Consider the following 26,146-nt stretch of genomic DNA (forward strand, 5'->3'; position numbering starts at 1 on the left):
GACGCTGCCCGATGACGTTCGCATTGCTAGTTGTACTGACCGGGGACGTTAATCAATCGTGAGAAGGGCGGCTGGCTGCCGCAGGCCGTGTGCGGGCGGTGCTGGTTGTAAAAGTGAAGCCAACCGTCGAACTCGCCGGGTCGTTCGGCCTCGGAGGTGTAGCAGCGGGCGTAGGCCCAGCCGTCGGCCAGGGTGCGGTGGAATCTCTCGATCTTGCCGTTGGTCTGCGGCCGATAGGGCCTGGTGCGCTTGTGCTGGATGCCGAGCTCGTGGCAGGTGTCGCGCCACTGGTGTGACCGGTACGCGCCACCGTTGTCCGACAGGACCCGCTCGACAGTGATGCCGCGGGCGTTGAACCACTCGACAGCCCGAACGAGGACTGCGGTGGCGGTGAGTGCGGTTTCGTCGTCGTGGATCTCGGCGTAGGCGACGCGGGAGTGGTCGTCGATCACGGTGTGGACGTAGGCCTTGCCCATCAACGGATCCCGCCACTTGTTCTTGGGCTTGTCAGGTGTGGCAGCGCGGTTGCGGTCGCCTTGTTGTCGGCCGACATAGCGCCAGCCTCCGCCGTTGGGGATGTTGCCGAGCTTCTTCACGTCGACGTGGAGCATCGCGCCGGGGTGGTCGTGTTCGTAGCGGCGGACGGGTTCGCCGGTGGCGCGGTCGACGTGGGAGAGGCGGTTCAGGTGCGCGTCGGCCAGGATCCGGTGGACCGTCGACGGGGCGATGCCGAGTCGGCACGCGAGTTGGACCGGTCCCTCGCGGAGGCGCATCCGGAGTTGGATGCAGCGCTTGGTCGTGGCGGGGCTGGTCTTGTTCGGCGACCGGTGCGGGCGTGAGGAGCGGTCCTGCATGGACTGGCCGGCGCGGTACCGGTCAGCCCAGCGCTTCACGGTCGGCCAGGAGACCTGGAAACGCGCGGCAACCTCACTGATGGGCCAGTCTTCGTCGACGACAAGGCGCCCCACCATCAGGCGATGGCGGGGCGTCAGGGCAGCGTTGGGGTGTGACACAGTGTCCTCTGTGGAGACGGAGGTGGATTGATGGATGACGTTCTCGGGGGCGTCGGGCCCCGGCTGCGTAGCATTCGTCAGGCGCGAGAACTCACGCTGGGCGATGTCGCCGAGGCGACCGGTATCTCGACCTCGACGTTGTCGCGGCTGGAGTCCGGTGGCCGGAAACCCACTCTGGAGTTCTTGCTCGCGTTGTCGACCCTCTACGACCTGCCCTTGGATGACCTTGTCGGTGCTCCTGCTGTGGGAGACCCCCGCGTCCACCCACGGCCAGTGCGTCGCAACGGCATGGTGGTGGTTCCGCTGACACACTTCCCGGGGCCACAACAGGCACTCAAGATGGTCATCCCGTCCACCAGGTCGACACCCGCCCCGTGCCGACATGAAGGCCACGAATGGCTCTACGTCCTGTCCGGAGAACTCCGGCTCATCGTCGGAAACCACGACGTGGTGCTCACCGCCGGACAGGCTGCCGAGTTCGACACCACCACCCCGCACTGGTTCGGCAGCACCGGGACGGCGCCGGTGGAGGTCCTCAGCCTGCTGGGCCTGCAAGGACAGCGGATCCACCTGGCCGGCCCCGCACAGGCCGGGTCACGCGCCGCGACGCACGATAGCCCGGACGATCCGTCCTGACAGCCAGATCCCCGCCCCATAGCTGCCGTGAGCTCGCAGACTGCCGAGACGAGCCTGCCGGGGATTGGGGGCCTTCGATGCTGCCACGCCCATCCCGAAGCAGGGCTGCATGAGCAGCCAAGGCGCGGCCACCGTGCCCAGTCCCCAGGCCACGGCCGGGACGAAACGAGGCCTCTCAAGCCATCCCGGGTCAACGACTGCCAATGCCACCGCAAAGCCAGTTCCGATGGCGTAATGGGCCACCCAGCCCAGCTCCTTCTCATGAGGGACCGGCTCGGCGGCCATGATCGACTCGTGCTTGAACACACCCTCGCGCATGTGTCCGATCCACCGACCCACCATGGCGTAGTCCAACGACCTCGCACCCCGGGTCCGGCGAAGTACCTCCGCAACCCCGTCCATCGTCACCGTGGCCCCGACGCCCACCACAGCCGCTTGGACAACTTCACCCACACCAACACGCATGACCAGTTCCTCTCCTAGGTAGGTACCCATTACTGCGCACACCTCGGAGATGCAGCAACTGCTCTTGCCGTTTCGGCAATCGTCAACCAACCTGTCCGGTCAGTACAGCTAGTTCTGCTCCTTGCAGGCGCGCTCGAACAGCTGCAGCGTGCGGTCCTGCAGGTGCGAGTGGAGGACGATCGCGCTCGTCGTACGCGTGACGGAGGGGATGGCAGAGATCTCATCGAAGACGCGCTGCAGATCGGCGTTCGACTTTGCGACCACGCGCATCGACACGTCAAAGTCACCGGTGATCGTGTAGAGGTCGAGCACCTCGGGGATCGTTGCGATGTCGCGGAGGAAGGCGTCGTGGCCGAGGCGCTGTTCAATGAGCACGCGGCACATGGCGGTGATCGGGTAGCCGAACTCGGCCGGATCCAGCACCGGAATGATGCCGGTGAGGGCACCGGAGGCCTGCAGCTTCGCCAGTCGAGCCTGCACCGTCGGGCGCGCAACGCCGAGCTGCTTCGCCGCCTGCACCATGCTCGTTCCGGGTTCGCGTGAGAACAGTTCGACGATGCCGTAGTCGAGTGCGTCAACCACCATGGTGTGTTCCTCCTGCTGGTCCAAGGCCGCTGAATGAAGACGAGCTGCACCCTCGCGAGACACAGCTTGTCGAACTGTATACCGTATTGCGCTCCAGATGCGCATCATTGCGCGAAATGTACAGTCTCCGACTGCGACTTGCTCAGCCAATCTTCGATCGTTAGTCTCATCTCGTTCCTACGGGGGTGCACGGGTAACGAGGCCCGCTGTAACCATCCAGGACTGTCCCTGATCCATCCGCTTGAGCCGCACGAATCCGTGCGGTTTCGGCACGCCCTGCAACATCAACAACTTGCCGAACGACCACTTGAGGAGTCACACGTGATCCGTCAGCGCGACGCCCTGTCCAAGCTTCCCAACTACCGCCAGGGCGCCTCGCCCGAGACTGACGACGTCGTCAAGCTCTCGTCCAACGAGGTTCCTTTTGAGCCGCTCGCCGCGGTGAAGCAGGCCATCGCCGCCGAAATCGACACCGCCAACATCTACCCGGACATGATGGCGACCGCCCTGCGCGAGCGCCTCGCGCAGAAGCACGACATCGACCCGATGCAGATCGCCGTCGGCGCGGGCTCGGTCGAGGTTGCAAGCCAGCTTATTGCCGCGACCTGCGACGAGGGCGACGAGGTGCTCTTCGCATGGCGTTCCTTTGAGGCCTACCCGGTCATGGCGCTCACCCACGGCGCCGAGCCGGTCATGGTGCCGCTCACCGAGGACGAGCGCCACGACTTCGACGCGATGGCCGCAGCCATCACCGACAAGACGCGCCTCATCATCATCTGCAACCCGAACAACCCGACCGGTGCCACGTGCTCGCACGCCGAGGTTGAGGCCTTCATGCAGAAGGTGCCGAAGGACGTTCTCGTCGTCATCGACGAAGCATACGAGCACTTCAACCGCGACCCTGAGACGGCGCTCGGCCTTGACTTCTTCAAGCGCTATGACAACGTCGCCGTGCTCCACACCTTCTCGAAGGCATACGGCCTTGCGGGTCTTCGCGTCGGCTACGCCATCGCTCCGATCGAGGTGTGCGACAACCTCCGCAAGGTGTGCGTGCCCTTCGCCGTGACCGCACTCGCACAGCGCGCTGCTTGCGCTTCGCTCGACGCTGAGGACGAGCTCTCCGAGCGCATCGAGCAGCTCGTGTCTGAGCGCGAGCGCGTTATCGAGCAGGTTCGTGAGACTGGCTGGAACGTCGTCGACTCGCACGGCAACTTCTTCTGGCTGCGCCTCAATGAAGACACTGAGCGTGTGCTCGGCGTCCTCTTCGAGTACGGAGTCCTGTCGCGTCCCTTCCACGGTGAAGGTCTGCGCATCACGATCGGCGACCCGGCCGCGAACGACCGCGTCGTCCACGCGCTGCGCGCCGCACACGAGCTCATCTCGGCCTAGTCAGGCGTATCGATCGCGTACGCTAGCGGCATGAGTGAAGAGTCCGTCCCCGCATCGCGTGGGCGGACTCTTCGTTTGCGCGCGGGCCTGTTTCAAGCGGTCGGCCCGAACTGGATCGAGTCGCTGCTCTGGGGGACAGCAATTTTTGCGCTCGGCAGCCTTCCAGGCGTCTTCCCCGTGTTGATGGTGACAGGATGGGCGGTGACACTCGTCCAGTCACATACGGGCCATGAGATCACCGTCCCCTTTGGCCACATCTATTCGATGTTGCCGGTCGCCCTGCTCGTTGGCGCGCTCATTATCGGCATCTGCTCTGGCGCCTGCCTCATCATCGCGCGCCTTCGCGGGCTGAAACTCTTCCCAATGTTCCTCGTCGCATGGCCCATGTTCGGGCTGACCGGCTACCTCTTCTTCCTGCTCACGACGCTGTAGCAGGGGCAGGGGGAAGCGGGTTCCTCACGCACGACCCCGGGCACGAAGCACGGGGCCCGGTGCAGTGACCGGACCCCGTGCTGGGCGAATGGTTAGCGCTTGGACTCGTCGAGTTCGTCGTTCTCGTCTTCATCCTCGTCGTCGAAGTCGTCCGAATCGAAGTCGTCGTCCTCGTCGTCTTCTTCGTCGTCGAACTCTTCGAAGTCGTCGTCTTCGCCCGGGAGATCTTCATCGTCATCTGCCGCTGCGTCCTCGTCGATCCACTCGTCGAGGAGGTCTTCAGCGTCATCCTGCGACTCGGCCTCGGCCGGCTCTGCCGTGACCTCGTCGAGGTAGCGGCGAACGATCTGCACGTTGTCGGCATCCTCGATCGCGTCGTTTGCGGAGAACTCGAACTCGGTTGCGAGCTCGACGGCCTCCTGCTCGTCCTTGGCCTCGATGACGAGTCCCGAGGTGACTTCGTAACGGAACAAAACTGCGAAGGTCGGCATGGGAGCTCCTTGTTCAGGACGTGACGCGTCAAGTGACGCACTTGTGAAGCTAGCGCGCGAAGCTGACTGGAACAAGCCCAGGCGCGTGGCGAGGCCGTGAATTCTCGGTCGACATTCTGGGGTATGGGGCTACGCTCGCCTCTATGACGACCGCGACGCAACATGAATCAACACAGGTGACGATTGCCCTCGCCCAATATGCGCCGGGGGTCGATGCGGATGCGAACCGGCAGCGGCTGGTCGAAGCCGTCGAGGAGGGGGCACGTCGCGGCGCCGATCTCGTGCTTGCACCCGAGTACGCATCCTTCTTTGACGGTGCTCCGAGCGAGGAAGCGGTGCGCGCGGCCGAGCCGCTGGACGGGCCGTTCGTGACGGCCATGCGTGAGGCTGCTGCGCAGCACGGCATCGTCGTGGTGGCATCTCTCGTTGAAACGGGGGAGAACCCGAGCAAGTTCCAGAACACGACCGTCGCGATCGGGGCGGACGGCGAGACGCGAGCCGTCTACCGAAAGCTGCACCTTTATGACGCGTTTGGCGCGAGCGAAAGCCAGTTCGTTGAGGCCGGCTCGAGCGACGCCGAGCTGCCGATCTTTGCCGTGAACGGCGTGAGCTTCGGCATCCAAACCTGCTACGACCTTCGCTTTCCGGAGGTAACGCGTCGCCTCGCTGCTGCCGGAGCCGAGGTTATCCTCATGCCCGCACAGTGGGTGCCTGGCCCGCTCAAGGAACACCACTGGAACACGCTCATTGCGGCGCGGGCCATTGAGTCGACCGTCGTCGTTGCCGCGACGGACCACCCGATGCCGCACGGCGTCGGGCTTGCACAGCTCGTGGATGCGAGCGGTGTCGTGCGCGAGAAGCTTGGCAGCGGTGAAGGGATTGGTCTCGTGAGCGTCGAGGCTGCGGACATCGCGCATGTCCGCGCAACGAACCCCTCGCTGTCGGTTCGTCGATTCGACGCAGTTGCTCGCACTGGCGTGGAGGCTCAGGCGTGAGCGAGCTGGAGCGTCAGAACCAGGACGCCCCGCTCAAGCCTCCGACGCCATTCACGGTGCCTGAGGCGGCACCGGAAGCGAGCACCTTCTCAGCGCAGGCCGAGGCACAGGACGGTTCGGCGCACGTCACCGCATCGTCGATGACGACGCCACCGCCCCCACCGGAAGCTCCCACGGCACCTCAGCTGCAGCAGGACGAGTCGATGACGCCTCCTGCTGCATCAGAGCCCCCGGTCCCGGTGGCGTCCCCGACGCAGCCGGAGACGTCCACCGAGTCACTGCCGGATGCTCCGGTAGCCCAGCTCGCGGAGCCGTCGCAGCAGAACGCCACGGTGTTCTCGACGAGCGATTGGGGCGTGCCGCCCATCGCGCAGCCGTCACCAGCACCGACCCCTGCAACATCCGCGCCCAGCTCCGCCTTTGGCGAACCCAACGCCGCGACACCCGGCCCGCGCTTTGGTGCGACGCCGCCTGCTCCAACGATCGACGCGAGGGGACAGGCCGAGTTCCGGCGCGGACGACGCTTCGGGATGGGGACCCTCCTCACGACGGCCCTTGCTGCGGCCGCCGTCGGTGGTCTCGTCTCGGGCCTTGTCGTCGGCGGACTCGGCGGCGCGTTCAGCCCCGCCGAAGCAACGCACAGTCAGATGGATGAGTCCGCCCCCGTCGCCGCCGAAGGCTCCTTCGCCGCAGCGATTGAACGGGCAAGCGCCTCGACGGTGCAGCTCGATGTGCAATCGGGCACCGGCAGTGAACTTGGCTCCGGCGTCATCGTCTCGAGCGACGGTCTCGTGCTCACGAACGCGCACGTCGTGACCGCGGACGGCACCTCGAATGATGCAAAGGTGCGTGCCACCACGCCGGACGGCCGCGTGTACGACGCGGTACCGGTTGGTCTTGACCCACTCGTGGACCTGGCCCTCATCAAACTCGAAGGTGCTCAGGGGCTCACGCCTGCCGAGTTTGCCGACAGCTCGCAGCTGGCCGCAGGTACTCCCGTCGCCGCGATCGGTTCGCCGCTCGGCTTGAGCGACAGTGCCTCGCAAGGCATCCTGAGCAACACCCAGCGGAGTATTGACGTGCGTTCGCCTGCGGCTCCCGAGGGTGATCCTGCCACGGCGCCCTACGCGATGGAACAGCACCGCCCGGAAGGCGAGGGCGTTCGCGTTGCCGTCATCCAAAGCGACGCTTCCGTGAACCCCGGCAACTCTGGCGGGCCCCTCATCGACGGCCAAGGTCGAGTGGTCGGCATCAACGTCGCCATCGCGACTGGGTCCAAGGGACAGGGAGCGGCACCTCACCGCGGTGACACCGGCTCCATTGGCATCTCGTTCGCCGTGCCGTCGAACGTCGCCAATCGCATCGCGAACGAACTGCAGACGACGCATTACCCGAGCCACGGGGTGATCGGTGCATCCCTTCGTGACGAGAAGCCCGGAAACGCCGACTCGACGCACATTGGCGCACGCGTCACCGCCGTCGAGCCCGGCCGTGCCGCGGCGAAGGCAGGGATCCAGGTTGACGATGTCGTGACACAACTCGATGCCGTCCAGATTCGCGAAGCGGGCGACCTCGCCGCGCAGCTGCGAGCGCTCCCCGCGGGCACGAACGTGACGATTCGCATCGTCCGAGGTGGCACAACCGTCGACGTGCCGGTCACACTCGACGAGCTCTAGTCGCACTCCACGTGAAGGGGCCCTCCGGACGATCCGAAGGGCCCCTTGGCGTGTTGATAACGGTGCGGCCTAGCGCTCGATTTCCTTGTGCTTGCGCGTGGGGAGCACCGGCCTGAAGAACATGAAGCTGCTCTGCTTCGTGCCCGGCTCCACCGTGAGATCACGGTGGAAGCCCGAGGGCAGCGGCCCGAAGGCACTGTGCGAGGCCTCGATGACGCGGTTCGCGAGCAGGCGGTTACCGGTACCGCCAACGACGGCGCCGATACCGAAGGGGATAATGCGCCCGAGCGATCCCGCGCCCACACGTGTCATGACCTTCTTCGTGAACGATTTGCGGATCTGCTTCGCAAGCTCGCCCATGAGTGAGGCCGGCATGCTCTTCGCGATGAGCTCGCCCCAGAACGCCTGGCGGCCAGACGAGTCGAGGACCTGTTTACCGGAGAGCTGGCCAGCAAACTGCCGCACGAGCTTCTTCGCCGAGTCGCCCAGCATGAGCGACATCACGAGCGTGCGAGCACGCGTCGGGTTGTTCGTCGCGATGCCGTGTAGCTCGGCGATGGCCTGGCCGTAGAGGGCGGTCACTTCAAGGAATGCGGCCGTTTCGACACCGGTGATCGTTGCCGAGGTGACCGTGCCGACGCCCGGCACCGCCGCAGCAGCACCGACAGCGCCGCCGGAGAGCGTCACAGCATTTCGGTAGTCACGCTCGAGTCGCTTCACGAGCTCGACAGGAGACTCATCCGGGTGCTGACGACGAAGCTGGCGGATGCGAGCAACCACCACGGGACGCTGAATCGCGAGCAGCCGGTCGAGGACGCGCTCAAAGCCTTCAGGCGTGTCAACGCTCTCGATGTCTTCGATGCGCGGGGGCAGCGGTGCCTGCCCAGCCTTCTGCGGCTCCTGCGCATCGTCCGAGGCGTGACGGTGCTGGTCGGTCATGAGTAGCCTCCTGAACAGTGGGGGAGCGAGTAGCGGTGACTCGCCGCGCAGGAAGCGTACGGGCCACATCTGGTGCCCGGCTGGACGTTCGCGTCGGGCGGATTCCGGGTGTTCATGCTCCTGGAGGACAGGAATCCGCTTCATGGGCGAAGATCGATGTCTGCAGTGCTTGATAGCGTTGCAGGGATGAACGAGCTGCCCCGAAACGATGCGTCCAACCGTGTCTCGCCCCCGAAGACCGACGGTGCACATGAGGCACTTGCACGCATGATGGAGCCCGCGGGCGAGCCTCAACGAGCCGCGGAATCGAACAAACCGCGCAACACGCGTCTGGGTGCGGCAACCGCCGCGGGTATGTCGACGATGACGCCGCTCACCCCGCTCACGGGCGCCTCCGACCGCAAGGTCGGCGAGGTCGTCATGTCGCTCAACAACCTCACGAAGCGTTTCGGTCAGGTTGAGGCGGTCACTGAGGTGAACCTCGAACTTCGCCAGGGCTCCATCCTCGGTGTGGTCGGCCCGAACGGGGCCGGGAAGACGACGACGTTGTCCATGGCGACGGGGCTCCTTCGCCCCACGAGCGGCAACGTCGAAGTGCACGGCGTGGATGTCTGGCAGCAGCCTGCCGAGGCACACCGCCACATCGGCGTCCTGCCCGACCGCCTGCGCACCTTTGAACAGCTCACCGCATCGCAGCTCCTCTACTACACGGGCGTCATTCGCGGTCTCGAGCGCGAGGAAGCTGAGCAGCGGGCCGCCTCGCTCCTCACGGTGTTCGGTCTCGAAACCTCCGCCGACCGCATCGTCGCCGACTTCTCGGCCGGTATGGCGAAGAAGATCTCCCTCGCATCCGCGCTCGTGCACGCCCCGCGTGTGCTCGTGCTCGACGAACCCTTCGAAGCGATCGACCCGGTCTCGGCGAGCGAGCTCTCGCACATCCTGCTCGACGTTGTCGAACGCGGCGGCAGCGTCATCCTGTCGAGCCACAGCATGGACCTCGTGCAGCGCATCTGTGACCGCGTTGCGGTCATCGTCGCCGGTGAACTGCTCGCCTCGGGCACCGTCGACGAGGTGCGCGGCGACGTCACACTCGAAGAACGCTTCCGCGACCTCGCGCAGGGAACTCGTCAGGAGGAGGGTCTGGATTGGCTGGACATTTCCTTCCACTAAGGCGAGCGGCCCTCCGCGGCGCACACGACCGCACCTCACCGCAGCGCGCCCGCCGCATCCGTTTCCTCATTGGCACGGCGCTCCTCGCGCTCGTGTGCCTCATGATCGCACTGCTTGATCACCGTCTTGGCGATGCTGCTGCGCCCGCGCTCGCGGGCGTCATCGCGACGCTTGGCGCCGGCTTTGGCGGCATGAACTATCACGATCTTGACCCGACACCGCCGCGAAAGCTCGCCATGCTCGGGGTCGGCGCAGGCAAGAGTGCTCGGGTCTCCTTCTCGCACAGCGTGCTCGGCCTGCCGTTCCTCATGCTCCTGCTCGCGTCGATCGTGTTCGTCGTCAAGGAGGGGCTCACGGCGGAGGATCCGCTCGCGTGGGCGTGGCTCGCCGGCGGTGCCATCATTGGTGCTGGGATGGTCGTCACCGCGGCTCGACTCGGCGGCATCCTCGGCACCGCCCTCGATCGCCTCCACGGGGCAGGGGACTGGTGGCGTGTCCTCGCGATTCTTCTCGGCCTTGGCCTTGCGCCCGCGCTCTTCCTCTCGCTCCTCGCACCCGAACAACAGGGCGGCATGCCCGACCTCGTGAGCCTCGTGCTCGCCTGGTCACCGTTCGGTGCACCGTGGGCTGCCGCCTCGGCCTACGCCTACGGCGGGACGCTGCCTGCCGCTGTTCGCCTCGGTGTCGGTGCGGCCACGCTCGTCATCATGCTCGTGCTCTACGCCTGGTGGGCCCGCCGCCAGCACGCCTTCGCGCTCCACTCGGAGTGGCGAAAGCCTGGCCTTGCCCTCGGCATCTTCGACCGCTTCCGGGCAACTCCCGCCGGAGCCGTCGCGGCACGTTCCCTCGTGTACTGGATGCGTGATCCGCGCTACCAGGTGCTGCTCGCCGGCATCATCGCGCTGCCCATGATCATCCTCATCCCGCTTGCCTTCGTGGGCGTCGACCCGCGCGTGCTCGCCACCATCCCGGTGCCGGTGCTGAGCTTCCTCCTGGCGTGGATGCTTCACAACGACCTCGCCTACGACGGCTCTGCCATCTGGCTGCACGTCACCTCCGGCATGAAGGGCCTGAGCGACCGCCTCGGCCGCGCCACCCCCGCACTCATCGTCGGCGGCTTCGTTATCGTGGCCGGCACGCTCACGACGGCCCTCCTCACGCAGAGCTGGATAGCGGCACTCTCGAACGCCGGTATTGCGGCAGCACTCGTTGGCGGCGCTGCTGGCATCTCGAGCATCACGAGCGCACTCGCGCCGTATGCGGTGGCTCGCCCCGGTGACTCACCGTTCAGCCAGCCGGTGCGCTCTTGGGGTGCCGCAGCGCCCATCGCGCTTGCCGGCGCCGTGCTCTGCCTCATCATCGCAACCCCCTCGATCGCGTGCTCGGTGCTCGGGGTGATGAACAACTCGTGGGTGTTCCACGTCTGCGGATTCGGCATCGGGCTTGTTCTCGGTGCCATCGTCCTCATCGTGGGGCTTCGCGTCGGCGGCCGCGTCTTTGAACGACGCACGAGCGAAATCATGTCGTTCGCTTCCACGCTCTAGCTGACCGTAGAATCCACTCATGAGCTTTGACGGATCCCCTGAAGCGCCCGGCGGCCCCGACGCACCCGGTGGCGGCACGGCGCTCCTTGACCGAGAACTTGAGCAGCTCCTCAACGACGAACAGCTCGACGAGGGCGACCACGACAAGTTCTCGCACTACGTCCGCAAGGAAAAGATCCTCGAATCCGCGGTGACGGGTAAGCCGGTTCGCGCCCTCTGCGGCAAGAAGTGGCTCCCGAACTCCAACCCGGACCGCTTCCCGGTGTGCCCGACGTGCAAGGACATCTACGAGAACATCCTTCGCGACTAGATCATGAGAACGGCTGGGGCGGACTCGACCGATTCGAGCCCGCCCCAGTCGTGTGACGTCGTTACAGCTCGACGCGGGAACCGTCGGCGTAGACGAGCACCGTCTCGAGCGCAGCGTCGCCGTCGCGAAGACGAAGCGCGGTGCGGGGAAGCTCCTTCATTGCGCGCGTGCAGTGCTCGCGTGCCGCCTCCACGCCCTTCTTGCCGAGCCACTTCTCGTTGACCTCACCGTCGGTGACGTAGTCCACCCACAGCTCGCGGTCATCCGCGTCGCCAACGGGTGCACCGTTCAGTCCGATGAGCTCGGCGGTGGCAGTGCCACGTTCAGAACGGCGACGGATAGGCACCTTCACACCACCGATCGAGGCCTTGCCGGGCGCCTTTTTCGCGACTGACACCCACTCTCCAGCCTCGTCCTTCCGGGCAACGAGCTTGTACACGAATCCGCAGGCAACATGGCCAGAACCCGTGACGACACTCGTGCCCACACCATACGAGTCGACCGGAACCGCCTGCAGACCGGCGATCGCGTACTCGTCGAGGTCGTTCGTGACCGTGATCGTGGTGTTTGTCGCGCCGAGCGAATCAAGCTGCTCACGAACCTCGCGCACGAGCACCGGCAGATCGCCCGAGTCCAGGCGGATACCGCCGAGCTCGGGACCTGCCACGCGCACCGCGGTCTCGATTGCTTCGCGCACGTCGTAGGTGTCGACGAGGAGCGTCGTGCCGGTGCCCTGCGCCTGAATCTGGGCACGGAACGCGCCTTCTTCGGTCTCGTGCAGGAGCGTCCACGAGTGCGCAGCCGTGCCCATCGTCGGCACGCCCCAGCTACGGCCAGCCTCCAGGTTGCTCGTCGCACTGAATCCGGCAATGTAGGCGGCACGGGCGGCAGCGACCGCTGAGCGCTCACTCGTGCGGCGCGAACCCATCTCAGCGAGCGGACGGCCGCCAGCAGCCGACACCATGCGAGCGGCTGCTGAAGCGACCGCCGAGTCGTAGTTGAGGACCGAGAGGAACAGCGTCTCGAGAATGACACCTTCGGCGAAGCTCGACCGCACCTCAAGCAGCGGCGAATTCGGGAAATACAGCTCGCCCTCCCGGTAGCCGCGAATCGAACCCGAGAAGCGGTAGTTCGCGAGCCAGTCGAGCGCCGTGCTCGAGACGACCCTGCGCTTCCGGAGGAATTCGAGTTCCTCATCGTGGAAGCGGAAGTGCGTGAGCAGCTCCATTGCGCGGCCGGTACCGGCGACGATGCCGTAGCGGCGGCCATAGGGGAGCTTGCGGCCGAAGAGCTCAAAGATGCACTCGCGATCGGCAGTGACGTCCTGGAGCGAAGCGTCGAGCATCGTGAGCTCGTACTGGTCGGTGAGGAATGCGGTGGATTCTGGGAGCGCAGTCACCCGGCCAGCCTAGGCTCTCGGCCGTTTGCGTGGCTTGAAAGGCACTGACGAGTAGGATCGCCTCAATGAGTACCGCGCCGATTGGAATCTTTGACTCCGGAGTAGGCGGCTTGACCGTCGCCCGGGAGATTCGAGCGCAACTTCCTGGTGAGTCGCTCGTGTACGTCGCCGACACGGCACACCAGCCGTACGGTCCGAAGCCCATCGCAGATGTGCGCCGCTTCTCACTCGAGGTCATGGATGAGCTCGTGGCGGAGGGGGTCAAGATGCTCGTCATCGCCTGCAATTCGGCGAGCGCGAGCGTTCTGCGCGATGCGCGGGAACGGTACGAGGTGCCGGTCGTGGAGGTCATCCATCCCGCCGTCCGGGCAGCTGTGAGTGCCACTTCGAGCGGGCGGATCGGAGTGCTCGGCACGCAGGCGACGATCTCTTCCGGGGCCTACCAGGACGCGTTCATTGCGAATCCGTCCGTCCACGTCATCGCGCAGGCCTGTCCGCGCTTCGTGGAGTTCGTAGAGCGCGGCGACACGACGAGTGCCGAACTCCTGCACGTCACCGAGGAATACCTCGCGCCCCTGCTCGCCGACAAGGTCGACACGATGGTGCTGGGCTGCACGCACTACCCGTTCTTGAAGGGCGTCATCGGCTACGTCGCCGGGCCCGAGGTCACGCTCGTCTCAAGCGACGTGGAGACGGCGAAGGACGTCTATCGGGTGCTCGCTGACCGTCAACTGCTTGCACCCTTCGACAACGTCGCCCGCTACACCTATCGTGCGACCGGTGCGAACACCGACGAGTTCCACCGTCTCGCGAACAAGTTTCTCGGCCCGGATGTGGAGCGCGTCGAGCGTCACCACACGGGCATCATCGAACTCCCAACCCAGCCCACTGAGTGACCCCGAGCGTACGAACCCCTGAGGAAGAAGCGATGAGCGATGTGACCCGCGCGGATGGCCGCGCACTTGACGAACTCCGTCCCGTGACGATTGAACGCGGATGGTCGGAGCACGCGGAGGGCTCGGCCCTCATCTCCTTCGGGAAGACCCGCGTGCTTTGCACCGCATCCTTCACCCCGGGCGTCCCGCGCTGGCTCACAGGTCAGGGCAAGGGTTGGGTGACCGCCGAATACGCGATGCTGCCGCGCGCCACGAATGAGCGCTCAAACCGCGAGTCAGTGAAGGGGAAAGTCGGTGGCCGCACGCACGAAATCTCGCGTCTCATCGGTCGTTCACTTCGTTCAGTTGTCGACATGCGCGCCCTCGGTGAGAACACGATCCAGCTCGACTGCGATGTCCTGCAGGCGGACGGCGGTACCCGCACCGCCTCGATCACCGGCGCCTACGTGGCACTCGTCGAGTCGATCGCGTGGGCGAAGCAGCAGGGCCACATTCCGGCCTCCGCGAAGGTGCTCACCGACTCGCTCGCCGCGATCTCGGTCGGAATTATCGACGGCACGCCCATGCTTGATCTGCCTTACGAAGAGGACTCCCGTGCTGGCACCGACATGAACGTCGTCGCCACCGGCAGCGGCGCCTTCGTCGAAGTGCAGGGCACGGCTGAAGGGAAGCCCTTCGACCGCGCCGAGCTTGACCAGCTCCTCAACCTCGCGCTCGTCGGTACTCGACGCCTTGCTGAACTTCAGCGCGAGAGCCTCGCGGGGGTGGAGGCATGAGCGAGCTCGTGAAGGTTGTCCTCGCTTCTCACAATCCGCACAAGCTCATTGAGCTGCGCCGTGTCCTCGGAGACGCGCTTGACGGGATTGAGCTCGTGAGTTACGACGGGCCCGAACCCGCCGAAACCGGCACGAGCTTCGCCGAGAACGCGCTCCTCAAGGCGCGTGCTGCCGCGCAGCACACAGGGATCCCCGCCATCGCAGATGACTCCGGGATCTGCGTTGACCTGCTGGGGGGAGCGCCCGGCATCTTCTCGGCCCGCTGGTCTGGCCCGTCGAAGGATGCCCGCGAGAACGTGGACCTCTTGCTCTGGCAGCTCTCCGACATCCATGACCCGAAGCACCGCGGTGCCCACTTCACCGCAGCCGCCGCGTACTCGATGCCGGACGGTGCTGAAGAAGCGGTGCTCGGTGAGTGGCGCGGCACGATCCTTCCCGAAGTGCGTGGCGAGAACGGCTTCGGCTACGACCCGATCTTCCAGCCGGAGGGGGAGGAGCGCTCCTCCGCAGAACTCAGCGACGCGGAAAAGGATGCGGTGAGCCACCGTCGCCGCGCCTTCGACCAGCTCATGCCGAAGCTTCGTGCCGCGCTCGGTCTCGGCAGCTAGCGCACACCTCCCAACATTCTTCGAACGACTCGCCGACAGGGACACCACTGCGATAATGACGGCATGAGTGACGCGCAGCAGGTCCAAGTCCAGGCTCACTGGTCGGCGAACCCGTTTGATGTTCCTAGGCCCGTAAACCAGGTCATGGTGCAGGCCGGCGTGAGTGTGAACGGCGGCCAGTCGGATGAGTTTGTGATGACGCTTGGTTTCCTCAACCCGCCAGTTATTGCCCCTGGGACGACGCCGGAGCAGCTCATGCAGCAGCTCGAGGGGCAGACGATCCCGATCATCCCGGTTGGGCAATTTGCGTTGACACGGGGCCGACTCGTCGAGCTCAAGAACCTCATCTCGCAAGTCCTTGAAGAGAGCGGTGGTTCAGATGTCGCCTAGCCCGCGCACGATCAGTGTCGCGATGGTCGCTGCTGCTTCCTCCTCGATGCTTGTCATGCCCGTTGCGAGCACTGTGGGGGTGTCAGTCGTGTCCTCGCCAGTATTCTCGACAGCTCCTGCAGGGGCCGTCACTCTCCCGTCTCAGGACTACTACTGGACGCCTGAGTGGCAGAAGAACGAGCAGATTGCGCGTGCCGAACTCGCGGCTGGCGAGTTCGAAGAGTTCGATAGTGCAGAAGAGCTCATCGCTTGGCTGCACGCCCCGGAAGAGTGAAGTACAGGCTCAAGGCGACGAAACACTTCAAGCGGGTCTACTCGAAGAAGCCGCAGAAGATGAGAGACGCCATAGACCGATGCCTGGCCCTGCTCGCGAGTGACCCTCGATATCCAGGTCTCCAAGCTCACAAGATGCGGGGCCGCGATGGTGTTTGGGAAGCGTACGTCGATAAGGGCAACAGGGTCACATTCGAGTACGACAAGGACGATCCGCAGGTGATCCAGCTACTCAACAACTGCAATCACGACATGTTGTATCGGAACCCAGCACCCTAGCAACTGACGATGCTGCCGCCCCACCTTTCCCCATGCCGGGGAGGGTGGGGGCGGCATTTTTGGTGTCCATTTGCTGCGGATTGCGCGGGTCAGGTGGGCAGTGCAGGCTCGTGTGGCGCGTGGTGGTGCGGATCTCGGGGTGTGATTCGTGCCCACATTTTGCCCACAACTTGGGTCAAAAACGGTCAAAAACAGGCAACAACGAGCAACAATGAGGGAGGCGGCAAAACCCCCACGATCCGCACCAGCATGCGGAAGAAGCCCGAAAACACAAGGGAGTCGAGGAACCCAAAATGGTGCGGGCGGAGGGACTTGAACCCTCACGCCTAGGGCACAGGAACCTAAATCCTGCGTGTCTGCCAATTCCACCACGCCCGCAAATGCCCATGAATTATATGCGAGCGTTCCGGGCGGCTCGTTTCGTTTGGGAGTAAAGTTGCAACCTGCTGCACCGACATCACTGGAGATGAGCGACATGACGACCCCGGAGTCCCTTGCGTCCGATCCGACGACAACTGACGAGGGACTGAAGCGAGCGCTGAAATCGCGCCACATCAACATGATCGCGATCGGTGGTGCGATCGGAACCGGCCTGTTCGTGGCCTCCGGCGCCACCATCTCCCAGGCTGGTCCGGGTGGTGCGCTCCTCGCGTACACCGCGATCGGCATCATGGTCTTCTTGCTCATGCAGAGCCTCGGCGAAATGGCCACCTTCCTTCCGCTCTCGAGCTCTTTCGAGGCGTACGGCACGCGCTTTGTGAGCCCCTCGTTTGGTTTTGCTGCGGGATGGAATTACTGGTTCAACTGGGCCATTACCGTCGCGGTCGAGCTGGTTGCTGCGGCATTGGTCATGTCGTATTGGCTGCCGGATGTGCCCGGATGGATTTGGTCAGCAACATTCCTTGTCATCCTCATTGCCTTGAACGCGATTAGCGTCAAGGGATATGGCGAGGGCGAATTCTGGTTTGCCTCGGTCAAGGTATTCACGGTGATCGTGTTCCTCATCATGGGTGTGCTCATGATCTTCGGCATCCTCGGTGGTAAGTCGCCCGGATTCGCGAACTGGATGATTGGCGAGGCGCCGTTCGTACAGGGATGGCACGGCATCATGTCCGTGTTCATGATCGCCGGATTCTCGTTCCAAGGCACCGAAATGATTGGTGTTGCGGCCGGCGAAGCGGAGCACCCGGAAAAGACGATTCCGAAGGCCATCCGCTCGGTGTTCGTGCGCATCATGCTCTTCTACGTCGGCGCAATCGCCGTCATCGGCTTCCTCCTTCCGTACAGCGACCCGCGCCTGCTTGGTGCCAGCGAAAGCGAAGACATTTCGATCGCCCCGTTCACGCTCATCTTCGAGCAGGCGGGCGTGCTCGGCGCCGCAACGCTCATGAACGCGGTCATCCTCACCGCCATCCTCTCGGCTGGTAACTCGGGCATGTTCGCCTCGACTCGGATGCTGCACGGTCTCGCCATGTCGGGGAAGGCACCGAAGATCTTCACGAAGGTGACGAAGAAGGGCATCCCGCTGCCCGCGCTCATCGCGACGACCGCGGTTGGCGCGCTCTGCTTCCTCACGAGCCTTGTCGGTGAAGGTGAGGCCTACCAGTGGCTTGTGAGCGCGTCCGGTCTTGCCGGCTTCATCACCTGGATGGGGATCGCCTGGTGCCACTACAACTTCCGCCGCGCCTACGTGAAGCAGGGCAATGACCCGAAGGATCTCCCGTACCGCGCGAAGCTCTTCCCGATCGGGCCGGTCGTCGCGCTCATCATGTGCACGGTCGTGGTGATCGGTCAGGGCCTCGACTTCTTCACTGACCCCGCCGCGAACTTCGGCGAGATCATGATGACGTATCTCACGCTCCCACTCTTCTTCCTCCTCTGGGGCGGCCACAAGCTTGTGACGCGCGCCCCGGGCGTGAAGCTCGAGGAAGCCGACCTCACGCGCTAAGGCGGCCTACACCGTCAAAGTACGAAATCGGGCAGGTCCGCATCAGCGGCCCTGCCCGATCGTTCTCTGTGCTCGAAGGCTACGCGATGTTCGTGCCCATGAGCGCACCGATGAGGTAGGTCACGAGCAGGCCCGCGCCACCACCAAACACGACGCGGAGGATGGCCTTGATTCGCGAGGCGCCACCAAGGTGCGCCGAAATCCAACCGGTGATCGTCAGTGCGATGAGGACACCGACCACAACCGCCGGGATACGCCAAGCCGCAGGGGCAAGAAGTACTGCGAGCAGCGGCAGCGCCGCACCAATGGTGAAGGCCAGAGCGGAAGCGCCAGCAGCAACCCACGGGTTCGACTCATCCTCTTCCGACATGCGCAGTTCGGTCTCAAGGTGCGCAGCGAGGGCATCGTGCGCCGTGAGTTCCTTGGCGACCTGCTCGGCAGTGCCGCGCGTGAGGCCCTTCGCTTCGTAAAGCTGTGTGAGCTCCTCGAGCTCCTCCTCAGGCAGGTTCTCAAGCTCCCAGCGCTCCTTGCGGACGAGGGCGCGCTCAGTGTCGCGCTGGCTCGAGACTGACACGTACTCGCCAAGACCCATCGACACCGCACCAGCAATGATCGAGGCGACCGTGGCAATGAGGATGGCGTTGATGTCGCTCGTCGCTGCAGCAACACCAACGACGAGGGCAGCGACCGAGACGATGCCGTCGTTCGCGCCGAGAACGCCAGCACGCAGCCAGTTCAGGCGGCCAGAGAGGTTGCCAGCGTGAAGATCAGGGCCCTTGTGGGGGGATGCCGGGGAGGTGCTCATGCCTCCATCATTCGTCACCAATGTGGTGAGCGATAGGAAGGTGAGGCTGCCCTCTCGAAGGTAAACCAAAGGTTACCAATTGCCCTGTGGATAACGTTCCGCAGATGTTCCATCAATAGGGCATGATCCAGGCCGTGCAACAAGCAGGGGGAATCACAGAGCGGGTGCGCGAGCGCATTGCCGCCGAAGGAATTGACGTGCGTGACGAACGCGAGCGCGCTCGCGCCATCGTCCACGAGGAAGTACGTCGGGCCGCAGAACAGGGGCTTGCGAGCCGGCACGGACACGGCTTCGACGAACAGGCCATGGTACGCGAGGTCCTCGCCCGCGTCACCGGCTTCGGGGCACTCCAGCCGTACCTCGACGATCCCGAGATCGAGGAGATCTGGGTGAACGCGCCGAGCCGCGTGTTCGTCGGGCGCGGAGGAGTTGCCGAGCTCACCCCGACCGTCATTCCGGAACACGAACTGCGCGACCTCATTGAGCGGATGCTGCAGTCGAGCGGCCGACGCATCGATCTCTCCTCACCGTTCGTGGATGCCTCGCTGCCGGACGGCTCGCGCCTGCACGTGGCGATCCCGGACGTTGTACGGAAATACCCAGCGATCAACATCCGAAAGTTCACGCGGCGCCTGCGCGATCTCTCACACCTCGTCGAGCGTGACTCGCTCACCCACGACGCTGCGCAGTTCTTGCGTGCAATGGTCCGTTCGGGCGCGAGCGTCCTTGTCTCCGGCGCCACCCACACCGGCAAGACGACCATGGTCAACGCGCTCCTCGCGTCGGTCTCGCCACACGAGCGCATCATTACAGTGGAAGAAACCTTCGAACTTGACCTTGCCGCGCGCGACGTGGTCGCCATGCAGTGCCGGCAAGCAAGCCTTGAAGGAAGCGGCGAGATCACGCTGCGCCGCCTTGTGAAAGAAGCGCTCCGGATGCGGCCCGACCGACTCGTCATCGGTGAAGTGCGTGAAGCAGAAGCTCTCGACCTGCTCATCGCCATGAACTCGGGACTGCCGTCCATGTGCACGATCCACGCGAACTCTGCCAGGGATGCGCTCCAAAAGCTCGCGACGCTGCCGCTTCTTGCCGGCCGCAACATCGACGCTGACTTCATCGTGCCGACCATCGCGCAAAGCCTCGACCTCGTCGTCCACCTGGAACGCGCGAAGGACGGTCACCGCCAAGTGCACTCGATCCTTTCGCCCTCCGGCGCGGTGCATGCGCGCACGATCGAAGCCGCCACGATCTTCGAACGACGCGGAGCTGCGCTCGTCGCGACCGGCTCCTACCCGCCGAAGCCGCGCTTCGAGCCGCTTCGCGCAGAACTTCGGACCGCACTCGATGGGCGCATCGCATGAGCGCCATCCTCGCTGCACTCTTCGGCCTCGGCGTCTGGCTCATCGTCACGCCAGCGCCCGCACGTGCAACTGCGGAAACCACCTCGAGCCTCGCTCGCCTGCAGCACAGCATCCGCGGAACACTCACCCGTGCAGGCCTTGAACGGATGCCGATCGGCATTGTCGCGGTGAGCGCACTCGTCTTCGGGCTCATGATCGGCGGGCTCACCCTCGGGCTCACGGGCGTCGTCATCCTGGCCCTGCTCGCCACCGTGGCCGGGACGGCAGCTCCGATCCTTCTCATCGCCTGGAAAGCGGGGCAACGTCGCCGGGCCGCACGCCTCGTGTGGCCGGATGCCGTCGACCACCTCGTCTCCGGTGTTCGGGCAGGCCTTGCCCTCCCCGAAGCGATCTCCGCGCTCGGCACGAGCGGCCCAGAACTCTTGCGAAGCGATTTCGAACACTTCGCCCGCGAATACCAGCGCACCGGCAACCTCAGCGCAAGCCTCGACACCCTCAAAGACCGCCTCGCAGACCCGACAGCCGACCGAATGATCGAAACGCTGCGCCTCGCACGCGAAGTCGGCGGCACCGAACTCCCGAGCATCCTCCGCTCGCTCGCCGTCTACCTCCGCGAAGAACAGGCCATCCGACACGAGGTCGAAGCACGCCAATCGTGGGTCATGAACGCGGCCCGACTCGGCGTGGCAGCACCGTGGATTGTCCTCGCACTCCTCGCAACACGACCGGAAGCTGCCGAAGCGTACAACGCGCCCGGTGGTGTCTTCCTCATCATCGCCGGGTTGGCCGTCACCGTGCTTGCGTACCTCATCATGCGTCGCATTGGACGCCTCCGCGACGATCGGAGGTGGTTCGCGTGAACCCGTCACAGATCGGCTGGGGGCTTGCCCTCGGCCTCACGCTCGGACTCGGGCTCTGGTCGCTCGCGCTCGCGGTACCGGCACTCGGTCGCCCGCGCCTCCTCGACCGCGTCGCGCCCTTCGTGAGTGATGTGTCCACTCCGGCACGGCTCCACCACGAGCGAACACTGCAGGATCCGCTTCCCGTTATCGGAGCGGTGGTTGGCCCGCTCCTGCATGCAGGACGAGCTCTCCTCACAGCCGTTCTCGGCGGTGAACAGCAGCTGCGTCTTCGCATTCGCCAGGCCGGGCTTGCCCTCACCGTTGAGCAATTGCGCGCGCAACAGGTCATGTGGGGCCTCGCGGCTGGTGCCGCTGGCGTGCTCGTGAGCCTCACGATCGGTGCTGTGCGCAGCGAGGTGAATGCGGGGCAGTTCGCGCTGCCCGTTCTGGCCGCGGTGACGGGTGTCCTTATGCGTGAGACCGTGTTGAAACAGCAGGCGATGTCGCGCATGCGCCGCATTTCGAGCGAATTTCCGACCGTGCTCGAGTTTCTGAGTTTGTCCCTTTCCGCGGGAGAAAGCATCCACGACAGCATTCGCCGCGTCGCCCGGGTGACGAGCGGAGAACTCGCCAGCGAATTCGGGACGGTCGTGTCCCGCACCTCCGCTGGTGTGCCGCTCTCGACCGCTCTTGGCGAACTTGGCCGTGAACTCGGCCATGTGCCGCTCGAACGCTGCCTCGATCACCTCATCGCGGCGCTTGAGCGGGGTGCTCCGCTCAGCGAAATTCTGCGGGCGCAGGCCCGCGACGCGCGCGATGTGTCGAAACGTGAACTGCTTGAATCCGCTGGCCGCAAGGAACTGCTCATGATGGTGCCCCTCGTCTTCTTGATCTTGCCGACGACGGTGTGTTTCGCCATCTGGCCAGGCATTTTCGTCCTCAACACAGCCTTCTAATCCATTCCTAATCCCGCCCACATTTGCCCGAACTACGACACAGGAGAACACAATGACCTTCGTCATGAACTACCTCATGAACCTCGTCTCAGCCCTCAGCGATCGCGCACGTTCCGAGCGCGGTGACGTACCTGGCTGGGTGCTCATCACAATCATGAGCGCAGGACTCGTCATCCTGCTTTGGACCGTCGCCGGCGAACTCCTCGTGCAGGTGTTCCAGGATGCGATCAACCGAGTCAGCGGCAACTAGGATGCTCGCGCGCTGGCGCTCCGAGCGCGGCTCCGCCCCGGCCGAGTGGGCGCTCGTCGCATCCCTGCTCACGCTCGTGTTTCTCACCGTGCTGCAACTCGGCTTCGCGATGTACGTGCGCACGGTCGCAACAGACGCCGCAGCCGAAGGAGCGCGGTACGCCGGTCTTGTCGGGGCCGATCTTGCCGCAGGTGAAGCGCGGGCACGGGATGTCCTCGAACAAAGCCTCGCACCCGAATACGCCGAGCAGGTCTCGGCCCACTACACCGACTATCTCGGTGTACCCGCGGTTGAGGTGGTCGTCGTGGCGCCGCTGCCGCTCGTTGGCTTGCTTGGCCTGCCCGATGCGATGGAGGTGAAGGGACATGCACCGCGTGAAGAACTGCTGGCGCGGGCTCAGGGATGACCGCGGCTCCGCGAGCCTCGAGTTCTTGACACTCGGGGTACTCCTCATGGTGCCACTCGCGTACCTCGCGCTGAGTCTTGCGAGCATTCACCAGGCGGCACTTTGCGCAGAAGGTGGAGCCCGTCACGCCGCGCGCATCCTCGCCGAGCCTGCGCGCGCCGACGACCCTTCGCTGCACGCGGCAGAGTCGGCCATCCTCTTCGCGCTCGCCGACCACGGGTACACGGCTGAGCACGCCGACACGGTTATCTCGTGTGACGTGACGACGAATGGTTGTGCGGGGGAGGATTCCATCACGGTGAGCGTCACCGTGCGGGCGCCACTCCCGCTCATCCCCGCGTCCTTTGACCCAGAGGCACGCGCGAGTATCCCTGTGACGGCGAGCGCGACCTTCCCGATGAGTGGGGTGATGTCGTGAGCGACGCACGTGAACTCAAAGGAGGCGGAGGAACTCGGCGTCGAGCCCGGCGAGATGATGAGGGCTCGATCCTCGTGCTGCTCCTCGGCTACACGGTCATCGGACTCATGCTCATCGCCGTGCTTGCGGCCGCCTCGAGCCTCTACCTCGCCGAGCGACGCCTCGTCGCACTCGCTGATGCGGCCGCGCTCACCGCTGCAGAGCACTACGACCTGAGCTCAGCCCAGCTTCGAGACGGCCGCGTCGAGGTCCAACTCGACGACGCGAACGTGGGTGAGAGCGTCAGACACTACATCGGGCAGATCGACAGCACGCACTTCCTTTCGCTCGAGGTCGTGCGGGCAGAGAGCCCCGATGGCAAGAGCGTCGAGGTGGAGCTTCGAGCCATGTGGTCGCCGCCGATTGTGAGCGAGCTGCTGCCCGAACTTGTCGAACTTCGCGCAACCTCATCTGCACGCGCCGCGCTCGCCTAGGCAGTCACGCGTGCCGAGTCGCCATGCACACGCAGCGAGAAGTTGACGATGTTGCTCCAGCTCTGTTCATTGATCGCGTAGACCACATCAATCTCGCTCATCGAGAGGTGGATGGTGGAGTAGCTCACGATGTCGCGGCCATCGGCCTACTCGATCGTGTACGCCTGCTGGGTCTCGAGCCAGCTCATGAGGGTCGCGCGAGCTCGTGATCGATCTCGAGATCGCGCGCCGCGAAGGTGTTCGAACTCACGAGAGCATCCGTGGGGTCGTGAAGCCCGCGAGCGCCGTCATGACGGGGTTGACGGTGTCACGGAGCGCCTCGGTGAGTGCCTCAATGTGTGCGTCGTCGGGTGTGTCCGTCCACCCGTCCATGAAGGTCTTCTTGAACTCGAGCGTGAGCACGCACGAGACGCCGGGGTAACGCTCGTGCGCCCAGCGGGCGAGATTCGCACCCTTGAACTTCACGTTTTCGCGGACATCGAGCGGGCGGCCGTCAATCGTGGCTTTCGACATCGAATCGATGAAGGCTTCGACGACATGACCGAAGTACTCGCGGTCGAGCGAGCCTGTCCCGACATTGACGTCAGGATTCTCTGCCCGAGCCTCGGGCACGGCGTCGGCGCCGTCACCGTCGCGGCGGTGGTTATAGGAGTGGCAGTCAAATTGGACGAAGGGGCCGTGCTTCGCGATCGGGTCGAGCAGCACGCCGAGCTGTTCGTAGAACTCGTCGTGCACCGCGCGGCTGCGCTCTGCGACGCCCTCGTCGAGCGGCGAGCGGTGCCACACCTCGAGGCCCCAGCACTCATCCGCCGAGCGGTAGACGTGACCGTCGCGGTCACGATTGAGGTCCACCTCAACGCGGGAGCGTCGAACCTCAATGCGGTCGGGGGACGTGGTGCGCAATGCGGTCAGTGAAGGGGTCCTCTTCACGGAAGCGAACCTCTTCGTCGAGCTTCATCGCGTCAGCGACTGCAGTGCGCAGTTCATGGCCCGCGTGGATGGCGGTCGCGACAACCGGTCCGGACCAGTCACCGATGACCACGTGGGCGGGGGATTGGGCCATGTCCTGCGAGTGCGTCATGATCTCAGCGTGACCGGCGTGGATGCAGGAGCGCGGCAATTCCTGGCATTCACGTTGGCGTTGACTGGTGGTCATGAGTTCGGAATATCGTCGGATCAGGGGTTTTGTATCTGAATGGCTGTGCGCTTTGCCAACCTCGCGTCACGAGACCCCAGGATGCCTCCAGCTCACCGTGCCGGACGGCGTCTTGGGCGTGGAGGGCGCCAGGTACGCTGGAGGAATCATGATGCCTCTTGACCTCTCCGCCGAAATCCAGGCGCTTCGAGCCACCTTTGCCGACATTCGCACGGTGCTCGACCCGGACAAGCTCACGGCATCCATCGCCGAACTCGAGCGTGAAGCGAGCGAACCGAACCTCTGGGATGACCCCGAGAACGCCCAGGCCGTCACTTCAAAGCTCAGCCATGCGCAAGCCGATCTCAAGCGCCTGAACTCCGTCGACCAGCGTCTCGACGATCTCGAAGTGCTCATCGACATGGCGAACGAAATGGAGGACGAGCAGACCGCGAACGAAGCTCGCGCCGAGCTCGACGCCATCACGAAGGTCATTGGCGACCTCGAAGTGCAGACGCTCCTCGACGGCGAATTCGACCCACGCCCGGCGGTCGTTACGATCCGCGCTGGCGCTGGCGGCGACGACGCCACCGACTTCGCCGAGATGCTCTTCCGCATGTACGTGCGCTGGGCTGAGCAGCACGACTATAAGGTGTCCGTGCTCGACACGAGCTACGCCGACCACGGTGTGAAGTCCGCCTCCTTCGAAGTGGATGCACCGTACGCCTTCGGCACGCTCTCGGTCGAAGCTGGCACGCACCGTCTCGTGCGCATGAGTCCCTTCAACTCGGCGGGATCCCGCGAAACGAGTTTCGCCGCGGTCGAAGTCGTGCCGCTCATCGAGCAGACCGAGTCGATCGAAGTGCCGGAATCCGACATCCGTGTGGATGTGTTCCGTTCCTCGGGCCCCGGCGGCCAGTCGGTGAACACGACCGACTCGGCCGTGCGCATTACGCACCTTCCGACCGGCATCGTCGTGAGCTGCCAGAATGAGAAGTCACAGATCCAGAACCGTGCCGCGGCCCTCCGCGTGCTGCAGTCGCGCCTTCTTCTCATCCGTCGCGAAGAAGAGAACGCGAAGAAGAAGGAGCTCGCCGGCAACATCACCGCCAGCTGGGGCGACCAGATGCGTTCATACGTGCTTGCGCCCTACAAGATGGTGAAGGACCTGCGCTCGAACTTCGAGACCGGTAACCCAGATCGCGTCTTCGATGGTGATCTTGACGGATTCATTGCCGCGGGCATCCGCTGGCGCAAGCAGCAGCAGGCAGAAGACGCCGAATAGT

At 64.7% G+C, this 26,146-nt stretch carries 32 protein-coding genes and 1 tRNA gene; 22 read left to right on the top strand and 11 right to left on the bottom strand.

Annotation, left to right across the window (positions count from 1 at the left end; genetic code table 11):
- Positions 1 to 26: 26 nt before the first annotated feature.
- Positions 27 to 1,013, bottom strand: coding sequence for an IS481 family transposase (locus ZAL01S_RS00845; protein ID WP_066078332.1), 987 nt, complete (start codon positions 1,011 to 1,013; stop codon positions 27 to 29).
- A 30-nt stretch (positions 1,014 to 1,043) separates the two neighbouring features.
- Between ZAL01S_RS00845 and ZAL01S_RS00850 the strand changes: the two genes are divergently transcribed.
- On the top strand, positions 1,044 to 1,649 hold the full coding sequence (locus ZAL01S_RS00850) for a helix-turn-helix domain-containing protein (RefSeq protein ID WP_066078335.1): 606 nt from the start codon (positions 1,044 to 1,046) through the stop codon (positions 1,647 to 1,649).
- On the opposite strand, the gene ZAL01S_RS00855 is transcribed toward ZAL01S_RS00850, so the two are convergent.
- On the bottom strand, positions 1,608 to 2,144 hold the full coding sequence (locus ZAL01S_RS00855) for a DUF2938 domain-containing protein (protein WP_083522949.1): 537 nt from the start codon (positions 2,142 to 2,144) through the stop codon (positions 1,608 to 1,610). The two genes, ZAL01S_RS00850 and ZAL01S_RS00855, sit on opposite strands and share 42 nt — an antisense overlap.
- A gap of 78 nt (positions 2,145 to 2,222) precedes the next feature.
- On the bottom strand, positions 2,223 to 2,699 hold the full coding sequence (locus tag ZAL01S_RS00860; RefSeq protein ID WP_066078341.1) for an Lrp/AsnC family transcriptional regulator: 477 nt from the start codon (positions 2,697 to 2,699) through the stop codon (positions 2,223 to 2,225).
- 321 nt (positions 2,700 to 3,020) lie between these two features.
- Here ZAL01S_RS00860 and hisC point away from each other — a divergent pair, with 321 nt between their 5' ends.
- On the top strand, positions 3,021 to 4,088 hold the full coding sequence (hisC, locus tag ZAL01S_RS00865) for a histidinol-phosphate transaminase (protein WP_244875283.1): 1,068 nt from the start codon (positions 3,021 to 3,023) through the stop codon (positions 4,086 to 4,088).
- A gap of 30 nt (positions 4,089 to 4,118) precedes the next feature.
- A complete protein-coding gene (locus tag ZAL01S_RS00870) occupies positions 4,119 to 4,520 on the top strand; it encodes a hypothetical protein (protein WP_066078344.1) in 402 nt (133 codons plus the stop codon).
- A 92-nt stretch (positions 4,521 to 4,612) separates the two neighbouring features.
- Here the strand turns inward: ZAL01S_RS00870 and ZAL01S_RS00875 are convergent, their stop codons facing one another.
- Complete coding sequence (locus ZAL01S_RS00875; RefSeq protein WP_066078347.1) at positions 4,613 to 5,011, bottom strand: hypothetical protein; 399 nt, start codon at positions 5,009 to 5,011, stop codon at positions 4,613 to 4,615.
- 143 nt (positions 5,012 to 5,154) lie between these two features.
- On the opposite strand from ZAL01S_RS00875, the gene ZAL01S_RS00880 reads away from it, so the two are divergent.
- Together ZAL01S_RS00880 and ZAL01S_RS00885 are read left to right on the top strand one after the other, a co-directional pair.
- A complete protein-coding gene (locus ZAL01S_RS00880) occupies positions 5,155 to 6,006 on the top strand; it encodes a carbon-nitrogen hydrolase family protein (RefSeq protein ID WP_066078350.1) in 852 nt (283 codons plus the stop codon).
- Positions 6,003 to 7,682, top strand: coding sequence for a S1C family serine protease (locus ZAL01S_RS00885; RefSeq protein ID WP_066078352.1), 1,680 nt, complete (start codon positions 6,003 to 6,005; stop codon positions 7,680 to 7,682). Before ZAL01S_RS00880 ends, ZAL01S_RS00885 begins: the two co-directional genes overlap by 4 nt.
- 69 nt (positions 7,683 to 7,751) lie before the next feature.
- Here the strand turns inward: ZAL01S_RS00885 and ZAL01S_RS00890 are convergent, their stop codons facing one another.
- On the bottom strand, positions 7,752 to 8,621 hold the full coding sequence (locus ZAL01S_RS00890) for a hypothetical protein (RefSeq protein ID WP_066078355.1): 870 nt from the start codon (positions 8,619 to 8,621) through the stop codon (positions 7,752 to 7,754).
- 186 nt (positions 8,622 to 8,807) lie between these two features.
- On the opposite strand from ZAL01S_RS00890, the gene ZAL01S_RS00895 reads away from it, so the two are divergent.
- Genes ZAL01S_RS00895 through ZAL01S_RS00905 form a run of 3 tightly spaced genes read left to right on the top strand, consistent with a single transcriptional unit; the run spans position 8,808 to position 11,645 of the window.
- Complete coding sequence (locus ZAL01S_RS00895; RefSeq protein WP_241179606.1) at positions 8,808 to 9,791, top strand: ABC transporter ATP-binding protein; 984 nt, start codon at positions 8,808 to 8,810, stop codon at positions 9,789 to 9,791.
- A complete protein-coding gene (locus tag ZAL01S_RS00900; protein ID WP_066078357.1) occupies positions 9,767 to 11,335 on the top strand; it encodes a hypothetical protein in 1,569 nt (522 codons plus the stop codon). Before ZAL01S_RS00895 ends, ZAL01S_RS00900 begins: the two co-directional genes overlap by 25 nt.
- Positions 11,336 to 11,354: 19 nt before the next feature.
- The gene (locus ZAL01S_RS00905; protein WP_066078360.1) at positions 11,355 to 11,645 is read left to right on the top strand and encodes a DUF3039 domain-containing protein; all 291 of its coding nucleotides are present in this window, start codon (positions 11,355 to 11,357) and stop codon (positions 11,643 to 11,645) included.
- Between the two features lie 61 nt (positions 11,646 to 11,706).
- Here ZAL01S_RS00905 and ZAL01S_RS00910 read toward each other — a convergent pair whose 3' ends face one another.
- Positions 11,707 to 13,044 carry a nicotinate phosphoribosyltransferase gene (locus ZAL01S_RS00910; RefSeq protein WP_280464598.1) on the bottom strand — a complete coding sequence of 446 codons (1,338 nt, stop codon included), beginning with the start codon at positions 13,042 to 13,044 and terminating at the stop codon, positions 11,707 to 11,709.
- Between the two features lie 65 nt (positions 13,045 to 13,109).
- Here ZAL01S_RS00910 and murI point away from each other — a divergent pair, with 65 nt between their 5' ends.
- From murI to ZAL01S_RS00935, 5 genes are all read left to right on the top strand, one after another.
- Positions 13,110 to 13,940: a glutamate racemase gene (gene murI, locus ZAL01S_RS00915; RefSeq protein WP_066078363.1), complete on the top strand. Its 831-nt coding sequence runs from the start codon at positions 13,110 to 13,112 to the stop codon at positions 13,938 to 13,940.
- A gap of 32 nt (positions 13,941 to 13,972) precedes the next feature.
- Positions 13,973 to 14,716 (top strand): ribonuclease PH, encoded by a 744-nt coding sequence (gene rph / locus ZAL01S_RS00920; RefSeq protein WP_066078365.1) that lies wholly within the window; start codon positions 13,973 to 13,975, stop codon positions 14,714 to 14,716.
- A complete protein-coding gene (rdgB, locus tag ZAL01S_RS00925) occupies positions 14,713 to 15,324 on the top strand; it encodes an RdgB/HAM1 family non-canonical purine NTP pyrophosphatase (RefSeq protein WP_066078367.1) in 612 nt (203 codons plus the stop codon). Before rph ends, rdgB begins: the two co-directional genes overlap by 4 nt.
- A gap of 63 nt (positions 15,325 to 15,387) precedes the next feature.
- Positions 15,388 to 15,714: a hypothetical protein gene (locus tag ZAL01S_RS00930; RefSeq protein ID WP_159421527.1), complete on the top strand. Its 327-nt coding sequence runs from the start codon at positions 15,388 to 15,390 to the stop codon at positions 15,712 to 15,714.
- Positions 15,704 to 15,988 carry a hypothetical protein gene (locus ZAL01S_RS00935; RefSeq protein ID WP_159421528.1) on the top strand — a complete coding sequence of 95 codons (285 nt, stop codon included), beginning with the start codon at positions 15,704 to 15,706 and terminating at the stop codon, positions 15,986 to 15,988. The genes ZAL01S_RS00930 and ZAL01S_RS00935 overlap by 11 nt, the downstream gene beginning before the upstream one ends.
- Positions 15,989 to 16,560: 572 nt before the next feature.
- On the opposite strand, the gene ZAL01S_RS00945 is transcribed toward ZAL01S_RS00935, so the two are convergent.
- Positions 16,561 to 16,644 (bottom strand) — tRNA-Leu (locus ZAL01S_RS00945).
- Positions 16,645 to 16,732: 88 nt separating this feature from the next.
- Here ZAL01S_RS00945 and ZAL01S_RS00950 point away from each other — a divergent pair.
- Positions 16,733 to 18,214 carry an amino acid permease gene (locus tag ZAL01S_RS00950; protein ID WP_110467098.1) on the top strand — a complete coding sequence of 494 codons (1,482 nt, stop codon included), beginning with the start codon at positions 16,733 to 16,735 and terminating at the stop codon, positions 18,212 to 18,214.
- Between the two features lie 79 nt (positions 18,215 to 18,293).
- Here the strand turns inward: ZAL01S_RS00950 and ZAL01S_RS00955 are convergent, their stop codons facing one another.
- Positions 18,294 to 19,019: a VIT1/CCC1 transporter family protein gene (locus ZAL01S_RS00955; RefSeq protein WP_066078384.1), complete on the bottom strand. Its 726-nt coding sequence runs from the start codon at positions 19,017 to 19,019 to the stop codon at positions 18,294 to 18,296.
- Positions 19,020 to 19,141: 122 nt separating this feature from the next.
- Between ZAL01S_RS00955 and ZAL01S_RS00960 the strand changes: the two genes are divergently transcribed.
- The 7 genes from ZAL01S_RS00960 to ZAL01S_RS00990 are packed head-to-tail and all read left to right on the top strand — an operon-like array spanning position 19,142 to position 23,725.
- Complete coding sequence (locus tag ZAL01S_RS00960) at positions 19,142 to 20,380, top strand: CpaF family protein (RefSeq protein WP_066078387.1); 1,239 nt, start codon at positions 19,142 to 19,144, stop codon at positions 20,378 to 20,380.
- Complete coding sequence (locus tag ZAL01S_RS00965) at positions 20,377 to 21,240, top strand: type II secretion system F family protein (RefSeq protein WP_066078390.1); 864 nt, start codon at positions 20,377 to 20,379, stop codon at positions 21,238 to 21,240. The genes ZAL01S_RS00960 and ZAL01S_RS00965 overlap by 4 nt, the downstream gene beginning before the upstream one ends.
- Positions 21,237 to 22,178, top strand: a complete 942-nt coding sequence (locus ZAL01S_RS00970) for a type II secretion system F family protein (RefSeq protein WP_244875285.1) — start codon at positions 21,237 to 21,239, stop codon at positions 22,176 to 22,178. Before ZAL01S_RS00965 ends, ZAL01S_RS00970 begins: the two co-directional genes overlap by 4 nt.
- 52 nt (positions 22,179 to 22,230) lie before the next feature.
- On the top strand, positions 22,231 to 22,428 hold the full coding sequence (locus tag ZAL01S_RS00975) for a hypothetical protein (RefSeq protein WP_066078394.1): 198 nt from the start codon (positions 22,231 to 22,233) through the stop codon (positions 22,426 to 22,428).
- Positions 22,400 to 22,834, top strand: coding sequence for a TadE/TadG family type IV pilus assembly protein (locus tag ZAL01S_RS00980; protein ID WP_244875286.1), 435 nt, complete (start codon positions 22,400 to 22,402; stop codon positions 22,832 to 22,834). The genes ZAL01S_RS00975 and ZAL01S_RS00980 overlap by 29 nt, the downstream gene beginning before the upstream one ends.
- Positions 22,794 to 23,252: a hypothetical protein gene (locus ZAL01S_RS00985; RefSeq protein ID WP_066078399.1), complete on the top strand. Its 459-nt coding sequence runs from the start codon at positions 22,794 to 22,796 to the stop codon at positions 23,250 to 23,252. The genes ZAL01S_RS00980 and ZAL01S_RS00985 overlap by 41 nt, the downstream gene beginning before the upstream one ends.
- Complete coding sequence (locus ZAL01S_RS00990) at positions 23,249 to 23,725, top strand: pilus assembly protein TadG-related protein (protein ID WP_159421529.1); 477 nt, start codon at positions 23,249 to 23,251, stop codon at positions 23,723 to 23,725. Before ZAL01S_RS00985 ends, ZAL01S_RS00990 begins: the two co-directional genes overlap by 4 nt.
- Here ZAL01S_RS00990 and ZAL01S_RS10665 read toward each other — a convergent pair.
- The 3 genes from ZAL01S_RS10665 to ZAL01S_RS10550 all read right to left on the bottom strand — a co-directional run bounded on the left by ZAL01S_RS10665 (position 23,722) and on the right by ZAL01S_RS10550 (position 24,881).
- Positions 23,722 to 23,853 (bottom strand): hypothetical protein, encoded by a 132-nt coding sequence (locus ZAL01S_RS10665; protein ID WP_280464599.1) that lies wholly within the window; start codon positions 23,851 to 23,853, stop codon positions 23,722 to 23,724. The two genes, ZAL01S_RS00990 and ZAL01S_RS10665, sit on opposite strands and share 4 nt — an antisense overlap.
- Positions 23,854 to 23,971: 118 nt before the next feature.
- Positions 23,972 to 24,628, bottom strand: a complete 657-nt coding sequence (locus tag ZAL01S_RS00995; protein WP_244875287.1) for an N-formylglutamate amidohydrolase — start codon at positions 24,626 to 24,628, stop codon at positions 23,972 to 23,974.
- Positions 24,600 to 24,881, bottom strand: coding sequence for an N-formylglutamate amidohydrolase (locus tag ZAL01S_RS10550; protein ID WP_244875288.1), 282 nt, complete (start codon positions 24,879 to 24,881; stop codon positions 24,600 to 24,602). The genes ZAL01S_RS00995 and ZAL01S_RS10550 overlap by 29 nt, the downstream gene beginning before the upstream one ends.
- Positions 24,882 to 25,029: 148 nt before the next feature.
- Here ZAL01S_RS10550 and prfB point away from each other — a divergent pair, with 148 nt between their 5' ends.
- Positions 25,030 to 26,145, top strand: coding sequence for a peptide chain release factor 2 (prfB, locus tag ZAL01S_RS01000; RefSeq protein WP_066078405.1), 1,116 nt, complete (start codon positions 25,030 to 25,032; stop codon positions 26,143 to 26,145).
- Position 26,146: the final 1 nt, after the last annotated feature.

Origin of the sequence: [Zimmermannella] alba NBRC 15616, assembly GCF_001570905.1 — a bacterium.
Taxonomy (GTDB): domain Bacteria; phylum Actinomycetota; class Actinomycetes; order Actinomycetales; family Microbacteriaceae; genus Pseudoclavibacter; species Pseudoclavibacter albus.

What these genes read in the sequence shown, in the direction of transcription:
- rdgB (WP_066078367.1), top strand. Translation starts at nt 14,713, where the DNA reads ATGAGCGAGCTCGTGAAGGTTGTCCTCGCTTCTCACAATCCGCACAAG.
- ZAL01S_RS00930 (WP_159421527.1), top strand. Translation starts at nt 15,388, where the DNA reads ATGAGTGACGCGCAGCAGGTCCAAGTCCAGGCTCACTGGTCGGCGAAC.
- ZAL01S_RS00950 (WP_110467098.1), top strand. Translation starts at nt 16,733, where the DNA reads ATGAGCGACATGACGACCCCGGAGTCCCTTGCGTCCGATCCGACGACA.
- ZAL01S_RS00935 (WP_159421528.1), top strand. Translation starts at nt 15,704, where the DNA reads ATGTCGCCTAGCCCGCGCACGATCAGTGTCGCGATGGTCGCTGCTGCT.
- ZAL01S_RS00890 (WP_066078355.1), bottom strand. Translation starts at nt 8,621, where the DNA reads ATGACCGACCAGCACCGTCACGCCTCGGACGATGCGCAGGAGCCGCAG.
- ZAL01S_RS00860 (WP_066078341.1), bottom strand. Translation starts at nt 2,699, where the DNA reads ATGGTGGTTGACGCACTCGACTACGGCATCGTCGAACTGTTCTCACGC.
- ZAL01S_RS00960 (WP_066078387.1), top strand. Translation starts at nt 19,142, where the DNA reads ATGATCCAGGCCGTGCAACAAGCAGGGGGAATCACAGAGCGGGTGCGC.
- ZAL01S_RS00855 (WP_083522949.1), bottom strand. Translation starts at nt 2,144, where the DNA reads ATGGGTACCTACCTAGGAGAGGAACTGGTCATGCGTGTTGGTGTGGGT.
- ZAL01S_RS00880 (WP_066078350.1), top strand. Translation starts at nt 5,155, where the DNA reads ATGACGACCGCGACGCAACATGAATCAACACAGGTGACGATTGCCCTC.
- ZAL01S_RS00875 (WP_066078347.1), bottom strand. Translation starts at nt 5,011, where the DNA reads ATGCCGACCTTCGCAGTTTTGTTCCGTTACGAAGTCACCTCGGGACTC.
- ZAL01S_RS00965 (WP_066078390.1), top strand. Translation starts at nt 20,377, where the DNA reads ATGAGCGCCATCCTCGCTGCACTCTTCGGCCTCGGCGTCTGGCTCATC.
- ZAL01S_RS00870 (WP_066078344.1), top strand. Translation starts at nt 4,119, where the DNA reads ATGAGTGAAGAGTCCGTCCCCGCATCGCGTGGGCGGACTCTTCGTTTG.
- prfB (WP_066078405.1), top strand. Translation starts at nt 25,030, where the DNA reads ATGATGCCTCTTGACCTCTCCGCCGAAATCCAGGCGCTTCGAGCCACC.
- ZAL01S_RS00985 (WP_066078399.1), top strand. Translation starts at nt 22,794, where the DNA reads ATGCACCGCGTGAAGAACTGCTGGCGCGGGCTCAGGGATGACCGCGGC.
- rph (WP_066078365.1), top strand. Translation starts at nt 13,973, where the DNA reads ATGAGCGATGTGACCCGCGCGGATGGCCGCGCACTTGACGAACTCCGT.
- ZAL01S_RS00975 (WP_066078394.1), top strand. Translation starts at nt 22,231, where the DNA reads ATGACCTTCGTCATGAACTACCTCATGAACCTCGTCTCAGCCCTCAGC.
- murI (WP_066078363.1), top strand. Translation starts at nt 13,110, where the DNA reads ATGAGTACCGCGCCGATTGGAATCTTTGACTCCGGAGTAGGCGGCTTG.
- ZAL01S_RS00980 (WP_244875286.1), top strand. Translation starts at nt 22,400, where the DNA reads ATGCGATCAACCGAGTCAGCGGCAACTAGGATGCTCGCGCGCTGGCGC.
- ZAL01S_RS10550 (WP_244875288.1), bottom strand. Translation starts at nt 24,881, where the DNA reads ATGACCACCAGTCAACGCCAACGTGAATGCCAGGAATTGCCGCGCTCC.
- ZAL01S_RS00955 (WP_066078384.1), bottom strand. Translation starts at nt 19,019, where the DNA reads ATGAGCACCTCCCCGGCATCCCCCCACAAGGGCCCTGATCTTCACGCT.
- ZAL01S_RS00905 (WP_066078360.1), top strand. Translation starts at nt 11,355, where the DNA reads ATGAGCTTTGACGGATCCCCTGAAGCGCCCGGCGGCCCCGACGCACCC.
- ZAL01S_RS00850 (WP_066078335.1), top strand. Translation starts at nt 1,044, where the DNA reads ATGGATGACGTTCTCGGGGGCGTCGGGCCCCGGCTGCGTAGCATTCGT.
- ZAL01S_RS00895 (WP_241179606.1), top strand. Translation starts at nt 8,808, where the DNA reads ATGAACGAGCTGCCCCGAAACGATGCGTCCAACCGTGTCTCGCCCCCG.